General features: G+C 64.1%; 15 protein-coding genes. 1 reads left to right on the top strand and 14 read right to left on the bottom strand.

Going from position 1 to position 14,933, the window contains the following annotated elements; translation table 11 throughout:
* Positions 1–7: 7 nt before the first annotated feature.
* Together A7Q26_RS10080 and A7Q26_RS10075 are read right to left on the bottom strand one after the other, a co-directional pair.
* Complete coding sequence (locus A7Q26_RS10080) at positions 8–793, bottom strand: SDR family NAD(P)-dependent oxidoreductase (RefSeq protein ID WP_066859250.1); 786 nt, start codon at positions 791–793, stop codon at positions 8–10.
* A gap of 5 nt (positions 794–798) precedes the next feature.
* The gene (locus A7Q26_RS10075) at positions 799–1,941 is read right to left on the bottom strand and encodes a sulfotransferase family protein (protein WP_157102525.1); all 1,143 of its coding nucleotides are present in this window, start codon (positions 1,939–1,941) and stop codon (positions 799–801) included.
* Positions 1,942–2,086: 145 nt separating this feature from the next.
* Here A7Q26_RS10075 and A7Q26_RS10070 point away from each other — a divergent pair, with 145 nt between their 5' ends.
* A complete protein-coding gene (locus tag A7Q26_RS10070) occupies positions 2,087–2,932 on the top strand; it encodes a helix-turn-helix domain-containing protein (protein WP_198162906.1) in 846 nt (281 codons plus the stop codon).
* Here A7Q26_RS10070 and A7Q26_RS10065 read toward each other — a convergent pair.
* The 12 genes from A7Q26_RS10065 to A7Q26_RS10015 form a co-directional block, all read right to left on the bottom strand.
* On the bottom strand, positions 2,920–3,432 hold the full coding sequence (locus A7Q26_RS10065; protein WP_232313765.1) for an SDR family NAD(P)-dependent oxidoreductase: 513 nt from the start codon (positions 3,430–3,432) through the stop codon (positions 2,920–2,922). The genes A7Q26_RS10070 and A7Q26_RS10065 overlap by 13 nt on opposite strands.
* On the bottom strand, positions 3,348–3,656 hold the full coding sequence (locus A7Q26_RS25870) for a hypothetical protein (protein ID WP_232313771.1): 309 nt from the start codon (positions 3,654–3,656) through the stop codon (positions 3,348–3,350). Before A7Q26_RS25870 ends, A7Q26_RS10065 begins: the two co-directional genes overlap by 85 nt.
* Positions 3,653–5,266, bottom strand: a complete 1,614-nt coding sequence (locus A7Q26_RS10060; RefSeq protein ID WP_066859247.1) for a GMC family oxidoreductase — start codon at positions 5,264–5,266, stop codon at positions 3,653–3,655. Before A7Q26_RS10060 ends, A7Q26_RS25870 begins: the two co-directional genes overlap by 4 nt.
* On the bottom strand, positions 5,263–6,411 hold the full coding sequence (locus A7Q26_RS10055) for a serine hydrolase domain-containing protein (protein ID WP_232313747.1): 1,149 nt from the start codon (positions 6,409–6,411) through the stop codon (positions 5,263–5,265). The genes A7Q26_RS10060 and A7Q26_RS10055 overlap by 4 nt, the downstream gene beginning before the upstream one ends.
* Positions 6,412–6,434: 23 nt before the next feature.
* Positions 6,435–6,959, bottom strand: a complete 525-nt coding sequence (locus A7Q26_RS10050; RefSeq protein WP_232313746.1) for a VOC family protein — start codon at positions 6,957–6,959, stop codon at positions 6,435–6,437.
* Positions 6,960–6,994: 35 nt separating this feature from the next.
* The gene (locus tag A7Q26_RS10045) at positions 6,995–7,909 is read right to left on the bottom strand and encodes an oxidoreductase (protein ID WP_066859244.1); all 915 of its coding nucleotides are present in this window, start codon (positions 7,907–7,909) and stop codon (positions 6,995–6,997) included.
* A gap of 1 nt (position 7,910) precedes the next feature.
* Positions 7,911–8,309: a MaoC family dehydratase gene (locus tag A7Q26_RS10040; protein WP_066859243.1), complete on the bottom strand. Its 399-nt coding sequence runs from the start codon at positions 8,307–8,309 to the stop codon at positions 7,911–7,913.
* A complete protein-coding gene (locus A7Q26_RS10035) occupies positions 8,306–8,755 on the bottom strand; it encodes a hypothetical protein (RefSeq protein ID WP_066859242.1) in 450 nt (149 codons plus the stop codon). The genes A7Q26_RS10040 and A7Q26_RS10035 overlap by 4 nt, the downstream gene beginning before the upstream one ends.
* A gap of 8 nt (positions 8,756–8,763) precedes the next feature.
* Positions 8,764–9,927 carry an acyl-CoA dehydrogenase family protein gene (locus A7Q26_RS10030; RefSeq protein ID WP_066859241.1) on the bottom strand — a complete coding sequence of 388 codons (1,164 nt, stop codon included), beginning with the start codon at positions 9,925–9,927 and terminating at the stop codon, positions 8,764–8,766.
* 69 nt (positions 9,928–9,996) lie between these two features.
* Complete coding sequence (locus A7Q26_RS10025; RefSeq protein WP_066859240.1) at positions 9,997–10,818, bottom strand: SDR family NAD(P)-dependent oxidoreductase; 822 nt, start codon at positions 10,816–10,818, stop codon at positions 9,997–9,999.
* Between the two features lie 46 nt (positions 10,819–10,864).
* Positions 10,865–12,535 carry an arylsulfatase gene (locus A7Q26_RS10020; RefSeq protein ID WP_084439071.1) on the bottom strand — a complete coding sequence of 557 codons (1,671 nt, stop codon included), beginning with the start codon at positions 12,533–12,535 and terminating at the stop codon, positions 10,865–10,867.
* Positions 12,535–14,928, bottom strand: a complete 2,394-nt coding sequence (locus A7Q26_RS10015; RefSeq protein WP_066859239.1) for a TonB-dependent receptor — start codon at positions 14,926–14,928, stop codon at positions 12,535–12,537. The genes A7Q26_RS10020 and A7Q26_RS10015 overlap by 1 nt, the downstream gene beginning before the upstream one ends.
* Positions 14,929–14,933: the final 5 nt, after the last annotated feature.

Genomic DNA, 14,933 nt, shown 5'->3' with positions numbered 1-14,933 from the left:
GCATGGCTCAGTTGGCCGCCGAATGGCCGCCATCGATGATGATGGTGTCGCCGGTATGATAACGGGCCGCGTCGCTCGCCAGATAGACGGCGATGCCCTCGAAATCCTCGGGCGTGCCGCAGCGTCCCATCGGCGACCGGGCGGTGAACATGTCGATCACCGGCTGGGCCCCAGCGCCCGCCGCCATGACCATTTCGGTGATGATGAAGCCCGGGGCTACCACATTGACCCGGACGCCATGCGGCCCAAGCTCCAGCGCCAGTGCGCGGGACATGGAAGCCAGCGCGCCCTTGGCCGCGCCATAATGGCTCATGGTCGGCACGCCGCCGAAGATCGACAGGCTGCCGCAGATCATCAGCGACCCGCCCGGATCCCCGGCCTGCGCCCTGGCCACCATATGCCGGGCGGCTTCCCGCAGGGTGTAGACCGCGCCATGCTGGTTCACGGCGAGCAGGCCGTGATAGATGTCGTCCTCCATATCCACAAAGGCCGCGCGGGTGGTGAAGCCGGCATTGGCGACGACGGTATCGAGCCGCCCCATCCTGTCGATCGCGTCCGCCATCCCCTGCCTGACGGCGGCGCTGTCCGCGACATCGACCTCCTGCGCCACCACGCGTCCCCCAAATTGGGAAAGATGCGCAACGGCGTCGCGGTTCTGGGCGGCACGGCGGCCCCAGACGACGATGTCGGCACCCGCCTTCGCCAGGCCGCGCGCATAGCCCAACCCCAGGCCGCTGTTAGCGCCCGTCACCAGCGCGACCTTGCCGGTCAGATCGAACATATTGATCGCCATGACGCCTAGCCCTCCATCTCAATATCGAACATCTTGAGATAGGCCTCGAACCAGGGCGTTACCGCATCCCTGGTCAGGCCGAATTGTTGGAAATCATAGCGGTGGCGGCCAAAGCGCCCCTGCGGATTGTTGGCCAGCCAGCTACGCATCCGCGCTTCGACGTCCGGCGTGAAATCGTCGCCCAGCCAGCCGTAGAGCGCCCTCATCTCGCCGATGGGGTCGCGCAGCAGCGCGGCATAATGAAGATGGTAGAAGGGATCGGTCGGCTGCTCGGCCATGACGGCCATCGGCCGGGCCAGATGCTCGTGCAACTGGCGCGGATAGGTGGTGCGGATATGGGCGTGGTCGCTTTGCGAGAGCGACAGCAGCTCCGCCTTGCTGATCATGCTCATCAGCGAATTGAGCGATCTATAGGGATCGCGATGGGTCCAGATGATCCGCGCGTCTGGATACATCTTCATCAGCGTGCGGATGCCCAGCGCGTGGGACGGCAGCTTCAGCGCCCAGCAGCCCGGCGCCTGCGACTGCAATATCTGCAGATAGAGGCGATGATAATCATAGGCGGACTGAAGATCGGCCGACAGATACCAGTCGGAATAGCCCTTCCACGCCGACATGGACTCGACGAACAGCGACTTGAAATCATGCGCCATCACGAAGGTGCATTCGGTCGGGCCGTCGGGCGCTTCATAATGGATCGCGGCGAAGCTGCGCCCCGCTTTCTCCATGTCCTCGTCAAACGCATACATGGCGTCAATGACGGGGTTGGAATAGAGGGTCGCGGTCGTGGGCGGAGGCACGGGCTGCGCCACTTCCCAACGAAGCAGGGACCGCCGGTTGCGATCCGCGCCCAGCAGATAGCTGGCCAGCGTCGTGCCGGTGCGCGGCATCCCCATGACGAAGACGGGCCGCTCGATCTTCTGATCGCGCACTTCGGGATGGCGGCGCGCGTAGTCGGCGACCTTCAGCCGGGTCGCCAGATTTTCGCTGTACATGTGCATTAGGAACGCCTTGCCCTGCGGGGTGCGCAGCGGGTTGGCGTCCAGCGCCTCGACCGCCAGGTCCAGCCCCTCGCGAAATCCCTTGGCATCGAAGTCGTTGAGCTGCGCCTTGTCGCGCGCCATCTGAATGATATCGTCGGCTCGCACCGCCCTCTCCCGCTCTTTTCGTTGGGGCGATCATGCCACCGCAGGTCCCCGCCCTCCAACGGATAGGACGACAGCGAGCGCGCCAAGACTATTGTCGGACGGACTCGACGGGCGGCGCAGATCGTCCCGCGCTGGAGCGGATGCCATGCTATCGGATGACTCTGTTCCATCCTCGTTCAACCTAGAAGTCCGGGGGCGTGCTGGCACGGCACGGGCACGGGCCGAGGTGCATCGCTATCGCTGGAACCAGCCGCAGCAGCAGATTTTTGTCGATGGCCGGCATTGCATCGACATGGTGCTCTCGCGTCGTCCGCCACGCGCGGTGGGCCGCTTCATGGACTCGCAAAAAATGGCCAGCGGCATCGGCCCGCTGATATTCCTGCCCTGCGAAATGCCCGTCGAGACACGGTGGCTGGCGGGCGAGCAGGATTCGGTGTGCTGCGCAATCGACCCGGCCCTCGCAGCGGAGCAGGACCGGCGACATTTTTCCGTCGGTAGCCTCGACCTTCACAATGATTTCGCGCGCACCGTCATGGCCCGCATCGCGCGCGAGGTCATGTTTCCCGGTTTCGCCAGCGATCTGCTGATCGAATCGCTGTGTCAGGCGCTGCTGATCGACCTGTGCGGGCGCCGGGATGCTGGACCGGCATCGACCGGCGGCCTGTCACGGCACAAGCTCCAGCGCGTGATGGACATGATGGAGGCCGACGGCGCTTTGCCCGAAGTGGCGGACATCGCCCTCGCCTGCGACCTTTCCCCCCGCCATTTCGCCCGACTGTTCCGCGCGGCCACGGGCAAGAGCGTGGGGCGCTTTGCCGCCGAACGGCGCATGACCCGCGCCCGAAGCCTGCTTGGAGACACGGGCATGATGGTGAAGGAAATCGCCTGGCGCTGCGGCTTCGACAATGCCGCCGCCTTCTCCGCCGCGTTCCGCCGATCAACCGGCTTCACGCCCCGCCAGTACCGGTCGGCGACGCGTCAGAGCGACTGACCGCCATCCAACACCAGCGTCTGGCCCGTGATGAAGGCGGATCGCGGAGAGGCGAGGAAGGCGACCGCCTCGGCCACGTCCTGCGCTTCGGCAAAGCGGCCCAGCGGGATGCGTCGCCGGATGCGGTCCCATGTGGCGGCATCATGCATCTCGCGCTGATAATGCGCGCCCAGCCCCGCATTCACCATGGCGGGCGCGACGCAATTGGCGCGCAGGCCATGGGGCCCCTCCTCCTTGGCGACGGCGCGGCACAGCGCCTCCATGCCCGCCTTGGGCACCGACGACAGCGCATCGCCGGGCGGGAAATGGACATTAGCAAAGGATGTGACGGCGACCACCGCGCCACCGCCACGCGCGCGAAAGATCGGCAAGAGCTGCCGAACCAGCGTCGTGAGGCCGATCAGTTCGGTCTCGATCACATCGCGCCATTGATCGTCGGACGTGTCGGCCACCATCGGCTGTTCGATCGCATGGCCGCTGGCGACGACGACGCAGGCCAGATCGGGGAGGGCAGCCAGCGCCGCCGCAACGCCTGCCCTGTCGCACAGGTCGATGCGACCGGAACCGCGCCGCCGATCTCCCGCGCGACAGAAGCCGCACCCACCGCGTTGTGGCAATAGCCGACCGCAACCCGCTGCCATTCCGCCCCCAGCCGGCGGCAGATGGCCGACCCGATCCCGCCCGCCCCGCCCACGACCAGAACCGTGCCGGGCAGCACCGTCATGCCTGCCCCTCGGCCAGGATCATGTCCGCACCCTTTTCCGCGATCATCATCGTGCTGGCATAGGTATTGGCCGATACCATGCTGGGCATGATCGACGCATCAACGACGTGCAGCCCCGTCATGCCATGCACCCGCAGTCGCGGATCGACGACCGCCATGGGGTCGCTGCCTGGCCCCATTTTGTTGCTGCCCACCAGATGATAGCTGCTGTTGCCGTTGGTCCGGGCAAATTGCAGCAGGTCCGAGTCCGACGCGCAATCGAACCCCGGAAACAGCTCGGTCTCGATCAGTTCGGCCAGGGGCGCGCTGGCGAAGATCGCCCGCGCCGCGCGCAGCCCCGCCACCAATACGCGCTGGTCGTAGGGATCGCTCAGATAGCGGGGGTTGATGTTGGGCGCGTCCATCGGGTCATTGCTGGCGATCCGCACATAGCCCGCGCTGTTGGGCCGCATCTGCCAGGCGCCGCAGGTCATGCCGGGGCAGTCGTCCAGCCGACCGATAAAGCCCGCCTTGTAGCTGGCCGGGGTGAAAACCAGCGAATAATCGGGCAGGTCGAGCGCCTGCTCGCTCTTGCCGAAGACATGCACCAGCGCGGGGCTGAGCGTCAGGATGCTGGGCCGCCCGCGTATCCAGCGCGCAATCTCGCGCACCAGCGAAAGGCCACTGGCGCGCGCGTTCAGGCTGTCGACACCCGGCCTGGCCCGCGCCACGATGCGCGGGCTGTAATGATCCCTGAAATTCTCGCCCACGCCGGGCAGGTCATGGGCGACATCGACGCCCCGGTCGCGCAACCATTGCCCCGGCCCTATCCCGCTCAGTTGCAGCAGCTTGGGGCTGTGAACGGTTCCGGCTGACACGATGACCGACCGCCGCGCCGACACCACATGCCGCTCCCCGCCGCGTCGATAGGCGACGCCGGTTGCCCGCCTCCCTTCCAGCACGATCTGGGTGGCGAGCGCCCCTGTGCGAACATCGACGCCATGGCTGGCCCGCGCCGGGTGCAGGAACGCAAAAGCCGTGCTTTGCCGCCGCCCCTTGTGGATGGCGCTCTGGTAGAAGCCCACGCCTTCCTGGCGCGCCCCGTTATAGTCCGGGTTGAAGGGATGGCCGCATCGTTGCGCCGCCGCGACGAAGGCGTCCACGATCGCGCTGTTCCATGGCGATGTCGTCACCGTCAGCCGCCCGTCCGTGCCGCGATAGGCGGGGTCTACAGCGTCGCCGATGCGCCGTTCCGTGCGGCGGAATAGCGGCAATATATCGGCATAGGACCAGCCGCTATTGCCGCTCTGCGCCCAGCCGTCGAAGTCCGCCGCCTGCCCCCGGTTGTAGACCATGCCGTTGACCGAACTGGACCCGCCCAGCACCTTGCCCTGAGTATAGAGAATGGCGCGATTGCCGCTGTCGGGATCGGGGTCTGACGCAAGCTGCCATGTCACCATGGGGTCGAACAGCGTCTTCATGAACCCTGCGGGTATGCGGATATAGGGGTTGGTATCGGGCGGCCCGGCTTCCAGCACGCATACGGTCCGCCCCGCCTCCGACAGGCGCCACGCCAATATGCCCGCCGCCGTGCCGCCGCCGACGATGACATGGTCGAAAATCTCGCTCATGCCAGACCCAGCGCGCTGCGGATCGTGTCGGCGATATCCATCAGCGGATGCTCCCCGGCGGTGCGCGGACGACTCATGCGGTTGTGGCAGAAGGCTACGGCAAGGCCCGTGTCGGGATCGGCCCAGCCCAGTGATCCCCCCGCCCCCGGCACGCAGATGGTGCGCGCGCCCTTCGCCGGTGCGGTGAACGGCGTGGTGGCGTTGTGCATCCAGTAGCCGCCCTGGCTCAACGTCATCGGTGCGTTGAAATAGACCGGGTCGGGCACGGAATTATCGGCGCGCGGCAGGCAGGCGGCATCGACACGGTCTTTCGAGAGCAGACGCTTGCCGTCCAGTTCCCCGCCATTGGCCAGAATCGCCCAGAATCGGGCCTCCGACCGTGCGGTGAAGATACCGCCCACCGCCGCGATGCAGGCGCGCCGGACCGCTGGCCGGTCGAATATATCGGGGATCAGCCGGACGTCATTGGGCAGCGACCGGGCGAACAGCGACCCTTCGGGCGCGGGGGAGCCGGACTTGTCATCGACCAGGCGAGCGATCCGGGGCTCGACCGCCGGGTCGATGCCCAGCCACAGATCCGGGATGTCGAACGGCGCGCTGATCTCCTCCCGAACGAAAGTCGCAAAATCGCGGTGCGCCGGGTCGGTGCGCCGCACGATCTCTCCCAAGATCCAGCCAAAGGACATGGATTGATAGGCGGGCTGTCCGTGCGGCAAGATCGGCGCCATCCGCGCCAGCCCGGCGGTGATGAAATCCCAGTCGCATATCGTCTCCACGCTCGTCCCCGGCGGCATCTGGGGCATGCCGGTGACATGGTTCAATGCGTCGCGGACGGTGATGTGGCCCTTGCCGTTCTGGCCGAATTCCGGCCAGTAGGTTGCGATCGGCCTGTCATAGTCGAGCAGGCCCTTTTCCGCCTGGACATGAATGGCGGTGCTGGGGATCGCCTTGCTCACCGAAAAGACGTTGAACAAGGTGTCCCCGTCGACCAGGCGGCCATCGCGCGGATCGGCCACCCCCGCCCAGCAGTCGATGACCAGTTCGCCCTTCAGATAAGCCGCGACCTGAACGCCGATCTCGCCCCTGTCGGTGATGGCGCGGACGAGCGACGCGCGCACCGCATCGTTGGCGGCATGGTCTACCACGGCCTGTCCTTTCCCTTCGTCCATTATTTGGCTGCGGTCGAGTCCGGACCCTGATAGGCGAACTTGCCCGGCGCATGATGCCATTTGCCGTCATCATGACTCTCATAGGGGGATGCGACCTCGATCAGACAGCCATGCGTGCTCTTGGCGCCGACCCAGCTCCATTTCTGCCAGGTCATGTCGGGATCATTATAGGTCTGGCCATCGCCCGGCAGGTGCAGCCCTTCCGCCTTCAGTTTCGCCATCGCACCGGGCACGTCGTCGGTCGTGAAGCACAGATGATGGACATGTTCGCCCACCTTTTCGAGCCGGTCGCCCATCGGCGTCCCCGGCGCGGGCTGGATGAACTGGATTTCGGTGGAATGATCGTTGACGAAGGTCGCCCAGCGCATCCCCGCGTCAGCGCCGCTGGAAAATTCGTCATAGCGCACGATCCGCTTTTCCAGACTGGCCGGGTCCAGAACTTTCAGGATCTTGGTCCAGTCCTCGACCGCCTTGTCGAGATCGCGCACCACCATGCAGACATGGGCAAAAGGGCCACTGGGCATCGTTTTCACTCCTTCGTTTGTCTATCCCGCGCAGGTCAGTCCCACCGCGCCCCGGTCAATTTTTCCGCCATGGTCCACAGCCGCGCGGCAGCAGCCGTGTCGCGCCCGGCCCTGGGCCCTTCCACGACGACCGGCGCGCCCCTGATGCCGCCCCATCCGTCCGGGCCGAAATAGCTGCCGCCTTTGGTCATCGGATCGGTAGCAGCGCGCAGCATCGGCAGCGCGCCGGCAGCGGTCGACTGGCCGATCCGGCGGGTTACGAAGTCGCCGATCACCGTCACGACAGACCGGCGCATGCCTTCACGTCCGATGCCGGGACCGGCCTTCTGGAGGTTGGACTCGGCGACGCCCGGATGCGCGGCGAATGCCGTCACAGGCCATCCCTTCACCTTCGCCCGCCGGTCCAGTTCCCTCGCGAACAACAGCATGGCGAGCTTGGACCGGCCATAGACCTTGCCCGGCGCATAGCCGTTTTCGGAAACGAGATTGTCGAAATCCATCTGCACATGCCCCGCCGCGATGCTGCTGACGTTGACGACGCGGGCGCCGCCGCTGGCGTTCAGCGCGGGCAGAAGGGCGTGGGTCAGCACAAAATGGCCCAGGAAATTGGTCGCCATCTGCATTTCGAAGCCATCGGCGGACCGACCCAGTTCCGGGATCAACGCGACACCGGCATTGTTGATCAGCAGGTCGATCTTAGGCTCGCCCTGAACCACCCGTCCGGCAAAATCCCGCACCTGTGCGAGGTCGGCGAGATCGAGCCGCTCGAAAGTCGCGCCCATGGCCTGCGCCGCCGCCGCGCCCCTGTCCTCCCGTCGCCCAGACAGGATGACGCGTGCCCCTTTTTCCGCCATGCGCGCGGCGATCTCCCGTCCCAGCCCGTCGGTCGATCCGGTGACGAGCGCCACCTTGCCATCCAGCCGGGGCATATCGGACACGGTCCAGCCCATGTCAGGCGTCGTCCTCCACCATCGTCGCCACCCCGGCGATCACCCGGCCGCGTCCGTCGGCGTCCAGCCAGATTTCGCAATCGACCTTGCCAGCGCTGATGCCCGTCACCGTGCCGCCGGCCGTCACCGCATCCCCTTCCAGCACATTGTCCATGTAGCGCACGTCGATGCTGCCGATCCGCTGTCCCGGAAAGGCCGCCATCAGCATGTTGATGACATAGGCCAGGTTCGCCGGCCCCTGATTGATCCGCCTGTCGCCCAGCCCCGCAGCCTTCACCGCCTCCACCTCCAGATGGATGGGGTTGGGATCATGCAATGCCTTGGCCCACAGTTGCATCGCGGCGGGATCGATGAAAGCGATGTGAAAGGGCGGCAGCGCCTGCCCGACGGTGGCGGTCATGCCAGATCCTTTCGCGGCAGCGCCCATGTGTTGGTGGTCGCCAGCACCGGCGCGCCGTCCGTACCGACCAGCCGCAATTCATATTCCATGATGTCCATGACCCCCAGCTTGCGGCTACGCTTGCGAGTCAGGCCCTTGATCTCGCCCTCCACGCGATAATCGACGTCGGTCATGATCCTGCCCTGGAAATCCACCCGCGACCCGCCCATCATCGGCCCGTCATTGACGTCGAAGTCACAGGCCGCGCACAGTCCCGCGACAGTCTTGCCCATGCCGACCTGCGTGGCGACAAAGAACCAGATGGGATGGGCGCTGCCATCGGCCGCCGGCTCGCATCCTGTGGAACGGCACAAGGCCGCATTGTCCTGCGCCGAAATCGCAAAGGTGCGCTCGCTCGACAGGGATGTCCCGGCGACATCGGGGGGTGGCGGCAGATCCTGTTCCATGGGGTCCCTCAAAAAGATCGTGGCAGGCCGAGACTTTCGGCAATGGAGTTGCGGACCATCTCGTTGGAAATGGGGGTCATGCGCAGGATGCGGTGATCGCGCCAGTAACGCTGCATGTCGGTTTCCGCCGAATAGCCCATGCCGCCCAATATCTGGATGCCAAGGTCGGCGGCCCGTACCGCATTCTCTGTCGCGACCATCTTGAGCATATTGGCCTCTATCCCACAGGCCATGCCCTGCGCCTGCATCCAGGCGACATTGTAGAGCAGCAATTCGGTCTGGACCTGCCAACAGGCGATGTCCGCAACATAATGTTGCAATGCCTGAAACTCGCCGATCAGCCGCCCAAAGGCCCGCCGCTGCTGCATGTAATCGAGCGCATCCTCCAGAACCGCGTCGATCGCCCCCAGGCATTGGGCACCGACCATGATCCGCTCATTGTTGAGCGTGGGTAGCATCGCACCCCATGCCTGGCCGGGCTCGCCCAGCACATCGCAATCCGGCACGAAAACGCCGTCATAATGCACCGCGCACGATCCCATGGCGCGCATCCCAAGCTTTGGCAGCAGCGTCGAGCTAATGCCCGCACTCCTGGCATCGACGAAGAAGAGCGTCAGGCCATGATGCTTGCGCGCGACATTCTTTTGCGTGCGGGCGAGCACAAGCAGCCGGTCGGCCGCCTTCGCGCCCGTCGTCCACATTTTTTCGCCGCTGAGGATCCAGCCGCCATCGACCTTTTCGGCAAAAGTCTTCATCGCACCGAGCACGTCGGTGCCCCCGCCGGGCTCCGTCATGCTGAGCGACACGCGCAGGTCGCCGGCCGCCATGGCTGGAAGCCAGCGCGCCTTCTGCGCCTCCGACCCCACCGCCGTGATCGTCTTGGCCCCGCCGAAGGACGTCAGGCCCCACACCCACAGCAGGCCGCCAGCCGTTCGCGCCAACTCGCGGGCAAAGATCATCTGCATGACGACGTCGCCGCCCAGCCCGCCCCATTGCTCGCCTATGCCGATGCCGAAAAAGCCCTGCGCCTTCAGCCTGTCCCAAAGCGCATAGGGATAATGGTCTTCGTCGGCCTCCAGCGCGCGGCACCAGTCCTTGGGAAGCTCCGCATTCACCCAGCGCCGCACCATGTCGCGAAAGGCCAGTTGCTCGTCGGAAAGCGCGAAATCCATGCTTCTGTCCTAGACGTGACCCGAACGGCAAAACCCTATCCAGTGGCAGGCGCCGAACCGCTCGTCGGCCTATTGCCGACCGGCCATCTGCGCCTTCATCCGGCTGACGTCGGCGAACACCGGGCTGTGCGCGGTAAATCCGCCATCGACCGGCACCACCGCCGACGTGACGAACGCAGCCGCATCGGATGCCAGGAAGGCGATCACTTCAGCCACATGTTCGGGCTTGCCCAGATAGGGCGTCAGGTGATGCTCCATGAACAGCGCCTTGGCCGCATCGGGAAACGTGCGATCGAGCGCCTCGGTCATGACAAGCCCGATTAGCGCCAGATTGGCGCGGATGCCTTGCTTGCCATATTGGGTGGCGACATATTTCATCAAGCCGATGAGGCCCGCCTTTGACGTGCCATAGGCGATCTGGTCGAGATCGCCCTGCAATCCCTTGCCCGACCCGGAAAAGACGATGGCCCCGCCGCCGGTCTTGAGCATGTGCGGAATTGTATATTTGCAGGCCAGCATCGCGCCGCGCAGATTGACTGCCATAGTCCTGTCCCACAGCGCGCTGTCCATCTCGATCACCGGGCCGTCGGCCATCATCGCCGCCGGATCGGTCATCGCCGCATTGGAAGCCAGGATGTCGATCCGGCCGAAATGACCGGCAACCTTTTCGGCCATGGCGGCAATGCTGCTTTCGTCCTGCATATCGGCCGCCACCGCCAGCGCGTCTCCGCCCGCCGCGCCGATCGCATCGACCACATCGGCCAGATTGGCCTCGGTCCGCCCCGTCACCGCGACCTTAGCGCCACGCTCCGCCATCAGTTTCGCCGTCGCAGCGCCAATGCCGGACCCGCCGCCCGTAATGATCGCGACCTTGCCATCCAGTCTGCTCATAGGATTTTCCTTCCCGGTCCTGTCCATTTTTCGTTGTTGCCGCTCGTCAGTGCTGATGGCCTGCGGCAGGCGGTGATGGCGGTGCTTCAGGCAATCCGTGGCGCATGGCATAATCCTTCCACGCAGCCTTCATGCCTGCCACCATGTCGGGATGATCGCCCGAACGATCCTGCCGTTCGGCGGGATCGTCGATCGTGTTGAACAATTGCCATTGTCCGCTGCCAAAAGGCGCGGGCACGCGCAGCAGCTTCCACGGACCCTGGCGCACCATAGCCTGACCATAAAATTCCGCCGCGACGTGGGTGATCGGCCGGTTGTCCTTGCCCGACTCCAGCCATGGCAGGATGTCTGCGCCCTCCAGATAGGCGACCTTGCGATCGCCGATCCTGTTCTCGACCGGCACACCGGCCAGCTTCAGCAATGTCGGCGCAATGTCGCGCACGTCGCCGACTAAGGCGTTGGTCGCGCCAGCGGGCAAACCGGGATAGTTCCAGATGGCGGGCACTAGTGTCCCGCCTTCCGTAAGGAATCCCTTGAACAGGCGCGAGGGCGCGGAGGATGCTTCCGACCATTGCGGGCTGTAGAACAGGAAGCTGTTGGCACCGCCCATTCCGGCCAGACTGTTGTCGGCCTTCGCATATTTGTCCGCCACGCCTGGCATGACCGAAAAACGGTCGGCCGTTTCGCCTGCCGGACCATTATCGGACAGGAACAGGATCAACGTATTATTGCGCTGACCGCTTTTTTCCAGCGCCGTCAGAACCTTGCCGACATTGGCGTCGAGCCGCGAGATCATCGCGGCGTACACTTCTGCTTTGCGCGCCTCGACCGCTTGCTGCGCGGGCGTCAGCGCGTCCCAGCTTTGCTGGCTGGGACCGAAGCTGGCGCTGTCCATCGGCAGCGTACCGGGCAGCACGTCTTTCGCCCTCATCGCTGCCATCCGGCGCTGGGCCAGCGCGTGCCAGCCATCGGCATAGCGTCCTCTATAGTTGGCGATGTCTTCGACGGGCGCCTGCAGCGGCGAATGCGGTGCGGTAAACGCCAGATAGGCGAAGAAGGGTGTCTTCTTCCCGACCTTGCCGATCTGCGCGATGATCTTTTGCGCATAGACATCCGAGGAATAAAAATCCGTTCCCGGCGTGACGCTCTTGTCATCCTCGACATAGGTCGCGCTGGTCAGCGGGTTGGGATCTTCGCTGAAGCCGCCCCGGCCGAAATGATTGGCCGCACCCTGGAGCAAAGCATAACTATGCTGGAAACCGCGTTGCGCGGGCCGTTGCCCATCGGCCTGGCCCAGATGCCATTTGCCCGCCATCAAGGTCGCATAGCCCCTGGCGGCGAAGCGTTCCGCCAGGGTCGCGACCCGCTGGCTCAATGCGCCCTCGAACCCCTCGCGTCCGCGCATGGCGGGCGGTATCCCTTCCGCCATGGCGCCAAGGCCCGCGACATGCGCGTCAGCACCTGACAACAGCATCGCCCGGGTCGGCGAACAGGATGGCGCCGAATGGAAATGCGTCATACGCACGCCGCCCGCCGCTAGCCTGTCCAGATTGGGCGTCCTGATCTCGCCACCATAGGCGCCGATATCCGAATAGCCCAAATCGTCGGCCATGATGATCAGGATGTTGGGCCGCGCGGCCGGCTTGTCCTTTGCCTGCACCCCTTGCGACAGCATCAAGGCAACGCCCATCAGGGCCAGTCGCGCGGCCTTGCGCATCAGAAGCTGACCTTTGCCGAGATGCCCCAAGTCCGCTGTTCGCCGACCACCACCGAACTGGTAGGGAAGGATGGCAGAAGCACCACCGACGCGGCATAATATTTCTCACCCGTCAGGTTTCGCACGAACAGGCCCAGATCGACGCCGCTATTTCCGATATTGCGCCAGTCGATCCGCGCGTTCGCAAGCTTGTAGCCCGGCAGGTTCTCGCCCACCTGTCCGGCGAAATCGTCGGTCATGAACAGGTCGGCGTTCAGCACGACGTCGCCATCGGCCGGGTGGATCGGCGTCGTCCAAGACACCGCCATCGTGCCCGCGAATTTGGGCGAGGGCAGGTTCACGTCGGCCGCGGTGAAGTTGAAACCGGCCGGGATCGTCAGTTTGTCGACCTTCTGATTGGTGTAGGCGCCGTTGAAGCTGAAGGTGAAGTTCCGCGTCGGGCTCACGACGGCCTCAAATTCCACGCCCCAGATGGTGAGATCGGCGACATTCACTCCCAGCGACCCGCTGGTCGGCTGGTCGGGCGCTGTGTTGGGAATGCCCAGAGTCTGCGTGTTCAGGAACTGAAGCGCATTTTTATATTTGCTATAATAGGCCGCAACGTTCAGGTGCCCCCGTGCGCCGCCGGCGCTGAAATTATATTTCGTACCAAACTCGACGTCGGTCAGCGTTTCTTCCTTGGTCTTCTGGAATGGGCGCAGGTCGGGGCAGGTCCCGAAGGTGCAGCCGGTCCCGCCGGTCGTGAACTGGCTTTCGAACAGCGGCGTGTTGACGTTCGCGCCGCGATAGCCGCGACGGCTCACGACATAAAGAAGTAGGTCTGACGACAGCTTGTAATCGAGGCCCAGCGTCCAGCTTGGCGCCTCGCCTTTGTTGGTGACGATGCCCACGCCGTCGACCACACCAAGCGCGGCCTGCGTTTTGCACGTCGCGTAGTCAACATAGCCGACCGCAAAAAAGCCACCACATGCGTCAGCCTTGTCCCAGCTATAGCGCGCGCCCGCGGTCAGTTTCAGGCTATCGGTGATATCAAGACCGACCTGGCCGAACAGCGCGTAATTCTCGTTCTTGACGTGAGCAGTGATCGACGACGTCGGGGTTGCCGGGGTCGAAAATGCATCGAAGCGTGAGCCGGAAGGACCATTGGGCTCGTCCCTGTTATAGAAGGCACCGACGATGAAATTGAAGCCGTCAAACTCACCCAGAAACTGGAACTCGTCGGTAATATATTTGCGATCGATTGTATTCGCCGCGCGGAATAGCGTGAAGGGGGTGTCCACGGGTGCGCCCAAGAGCGTCGTCGGCAGATAAAGCGGCCCCGTCGCGCCTGTATTAATCAACTGGCGGTTATAGGTTTCGCGATAGCCAAAGATGTTGCGGATGGTAAAAGCGCCGAAATTATAGCTGCTGTCATTGGTAATGCTTTTGGCGCTGCGATAGGCTACGCCGCCATTTTCACCCGCGTCATAAGCGCCATAATAGCTCTTTCCCGCCAGATAGGCATCGGTCTGCGCATCCAGCGACGCACCGAACAAACCGCCGACCACCGGGCCGAGTTGCGGCGCGAACAGGTTGCCAAAGCTGAAATTGCGGCGAAGCAGCGAAACACCTGCCGCTCGCTCATCAGCCTTGAAATATTCATAGATGGTTGTGGATTTGAACCCTTCGAACGGCTCCAACAGCAACGAGATGCGAAACGCATCCTGATGGATATTATCGAAGTCCGGCCCACCGCTCAGATTTTCGATCCGCCCGTCCTGACGTCTGATCTGTCCGGCAAAGCGGAGCGCAACATGGTCGGCGATGATCGGAATGTTGAGCGCGCCTTCGATCGCTCGGTAGTTGAAACGACCATAGGTCGCCAGGGCATAGCCCTCGAACTGATATGTCGGCTGCTGCGTGCCGACCAGCACCGCGCCGCCCAGCGTGTTGCGGCCAAACAGGGTGCCCTGGGGGCCTTTGAGCACCTGGATACTGCCGACATCATAGGTCGGCAGGTTGGAACCGAGCGAGGGCAAAGGCACGTTGTTTACATAGGTGACGACGCCAGGTGTCGCCTCGCCCAAAGGGATCTGACCGATGCCGCGCAACGACATGCTGGAATTGCTCTTGCCGCCCGCCGACGAGAAGGTGAAACCGGGCGTTATCGCCTGAAGATCGGAAATCTGCTGCACGCCGCGACTGGCCAGCGCTTCGCCGGAAAAGGCTGTGATCGATGCGGGGACGTCCTGCAATTTTTCCTCGCGGCGACGCGCGGTGACGACGATGTCGCCCAACGATGCCGATTCCTGAGGGGGAGACTGTGTCGTCGCAACATCTTGCGCATAGCCGCTTACCGGCAATGCCGCTGCGACCGTAGCCAATAGCCAGCCTGTCTTGCCAAACTTTATCATATTCT

This window comes from Sphingobium sp. TCM1 (assembly GCF_001650725.1).
Taxonomy (GTDB): Bacteria; Pseudomonadota; Alphaproteobacteria; order Sphingomonadales; family Sphingomonadaceae; genus Sphingobium.
Note: the sequence above shows the minus strand (reverse complement) of the source record. Positions and strands in the feature narration are given on the sequence as shown.

Excerpts from the sequence above, each read along its gene's own strand:
- A7Q26_RS10060 (WP_066859247.1), bottom strand. The coding sequence starts at position 5,266 with ATGAGCGAGATTTTCGACCATGTCATCGTCGGCGGCGGCACGGCGGCG.
- A7Q26_RS10045 (WP_066859244.1), bottom strand. The coding sequence starts at position 7,909 with ATGGGCTGGACCGTGTCCGATATGCCCCGGCTGGATGGCAAGGTGGCG.
- A7Q26_RS10080 (WP_066859250.1), bottom strand. The coding sequence starts at position 793 with ATGGCGATCAATATGTTCGATCTGACCGGCAAGGTCGCGCTGGTGACG.
- A7Q26_RS10030 (WP_066859241.1), bottom strand. The coding sequence starts at position 9,927 with ATGGATTTCGCGCTTTCCGACGAGCAACTGGCCTTTCGCGACATGGTG.
- A7Q26_RS10020 (WP_084439071.1), bottom strand. The coding sequence starts at position 12,535 with ATGCGCAAGGCCGCGCGACTGGCCCTGATGGGCGTTGCCTTGATGCTG.
- A7Q26_RS25870 (WP_232313771.1), bottom strand. The coding sequence starts at position 3,656 with ATGACGGTGCTGCCCGGCACGGTTCTGGTCGTGGGCGGGGCGGGCGGG.
- A7Q26_RS10070 (WP_198162906.1), top strand. The coding sequence starts at position 2,087 with ATGCTATCGGATGACTCTGTTCCATCCTCGTTCAACCTAGAAGTCCGG.
- A7Q26_RS10040 (WP_066859243.1), bottom strand. The coding sequence starts at position 8,309 with ATGACCGCCACCGTCGGGCAGGCGCTGCCGCCCTTTCACATCGCTTTC.
- A7Q26_RS10025 (WP_066859240.1), bottom strand. The coding sequence starts at position 10,818 with ATGAGCAGACTGGATGGCAAGGTCGCGATCATTACGGGCGGCGGGTCC.
- A7Q26_RS10015 (WP_066859239.1), bottom strand. The coding sequence starts at position 14,928 with ATGATAAAGTTTGGCAAGACAGGCTGGCTATTGGCTACGGTCGCAGCG.
- A7Q26_RS10035 (WP_066859242.1), bottom strand. The coding sequence starts at position 8,755 with ATGGAACAGGATCTGCCGCCACCCCCCGATGTCGCCGGGACATCCCTG.
- A7Q26_RS10050 (WP_232313746.1), bottom strand. The coding sequence starts at position 6,959 with ATGCCCAGTGGCCCTTTTGCCCATGTCTGCATGGTGGTGCGCGATCTC.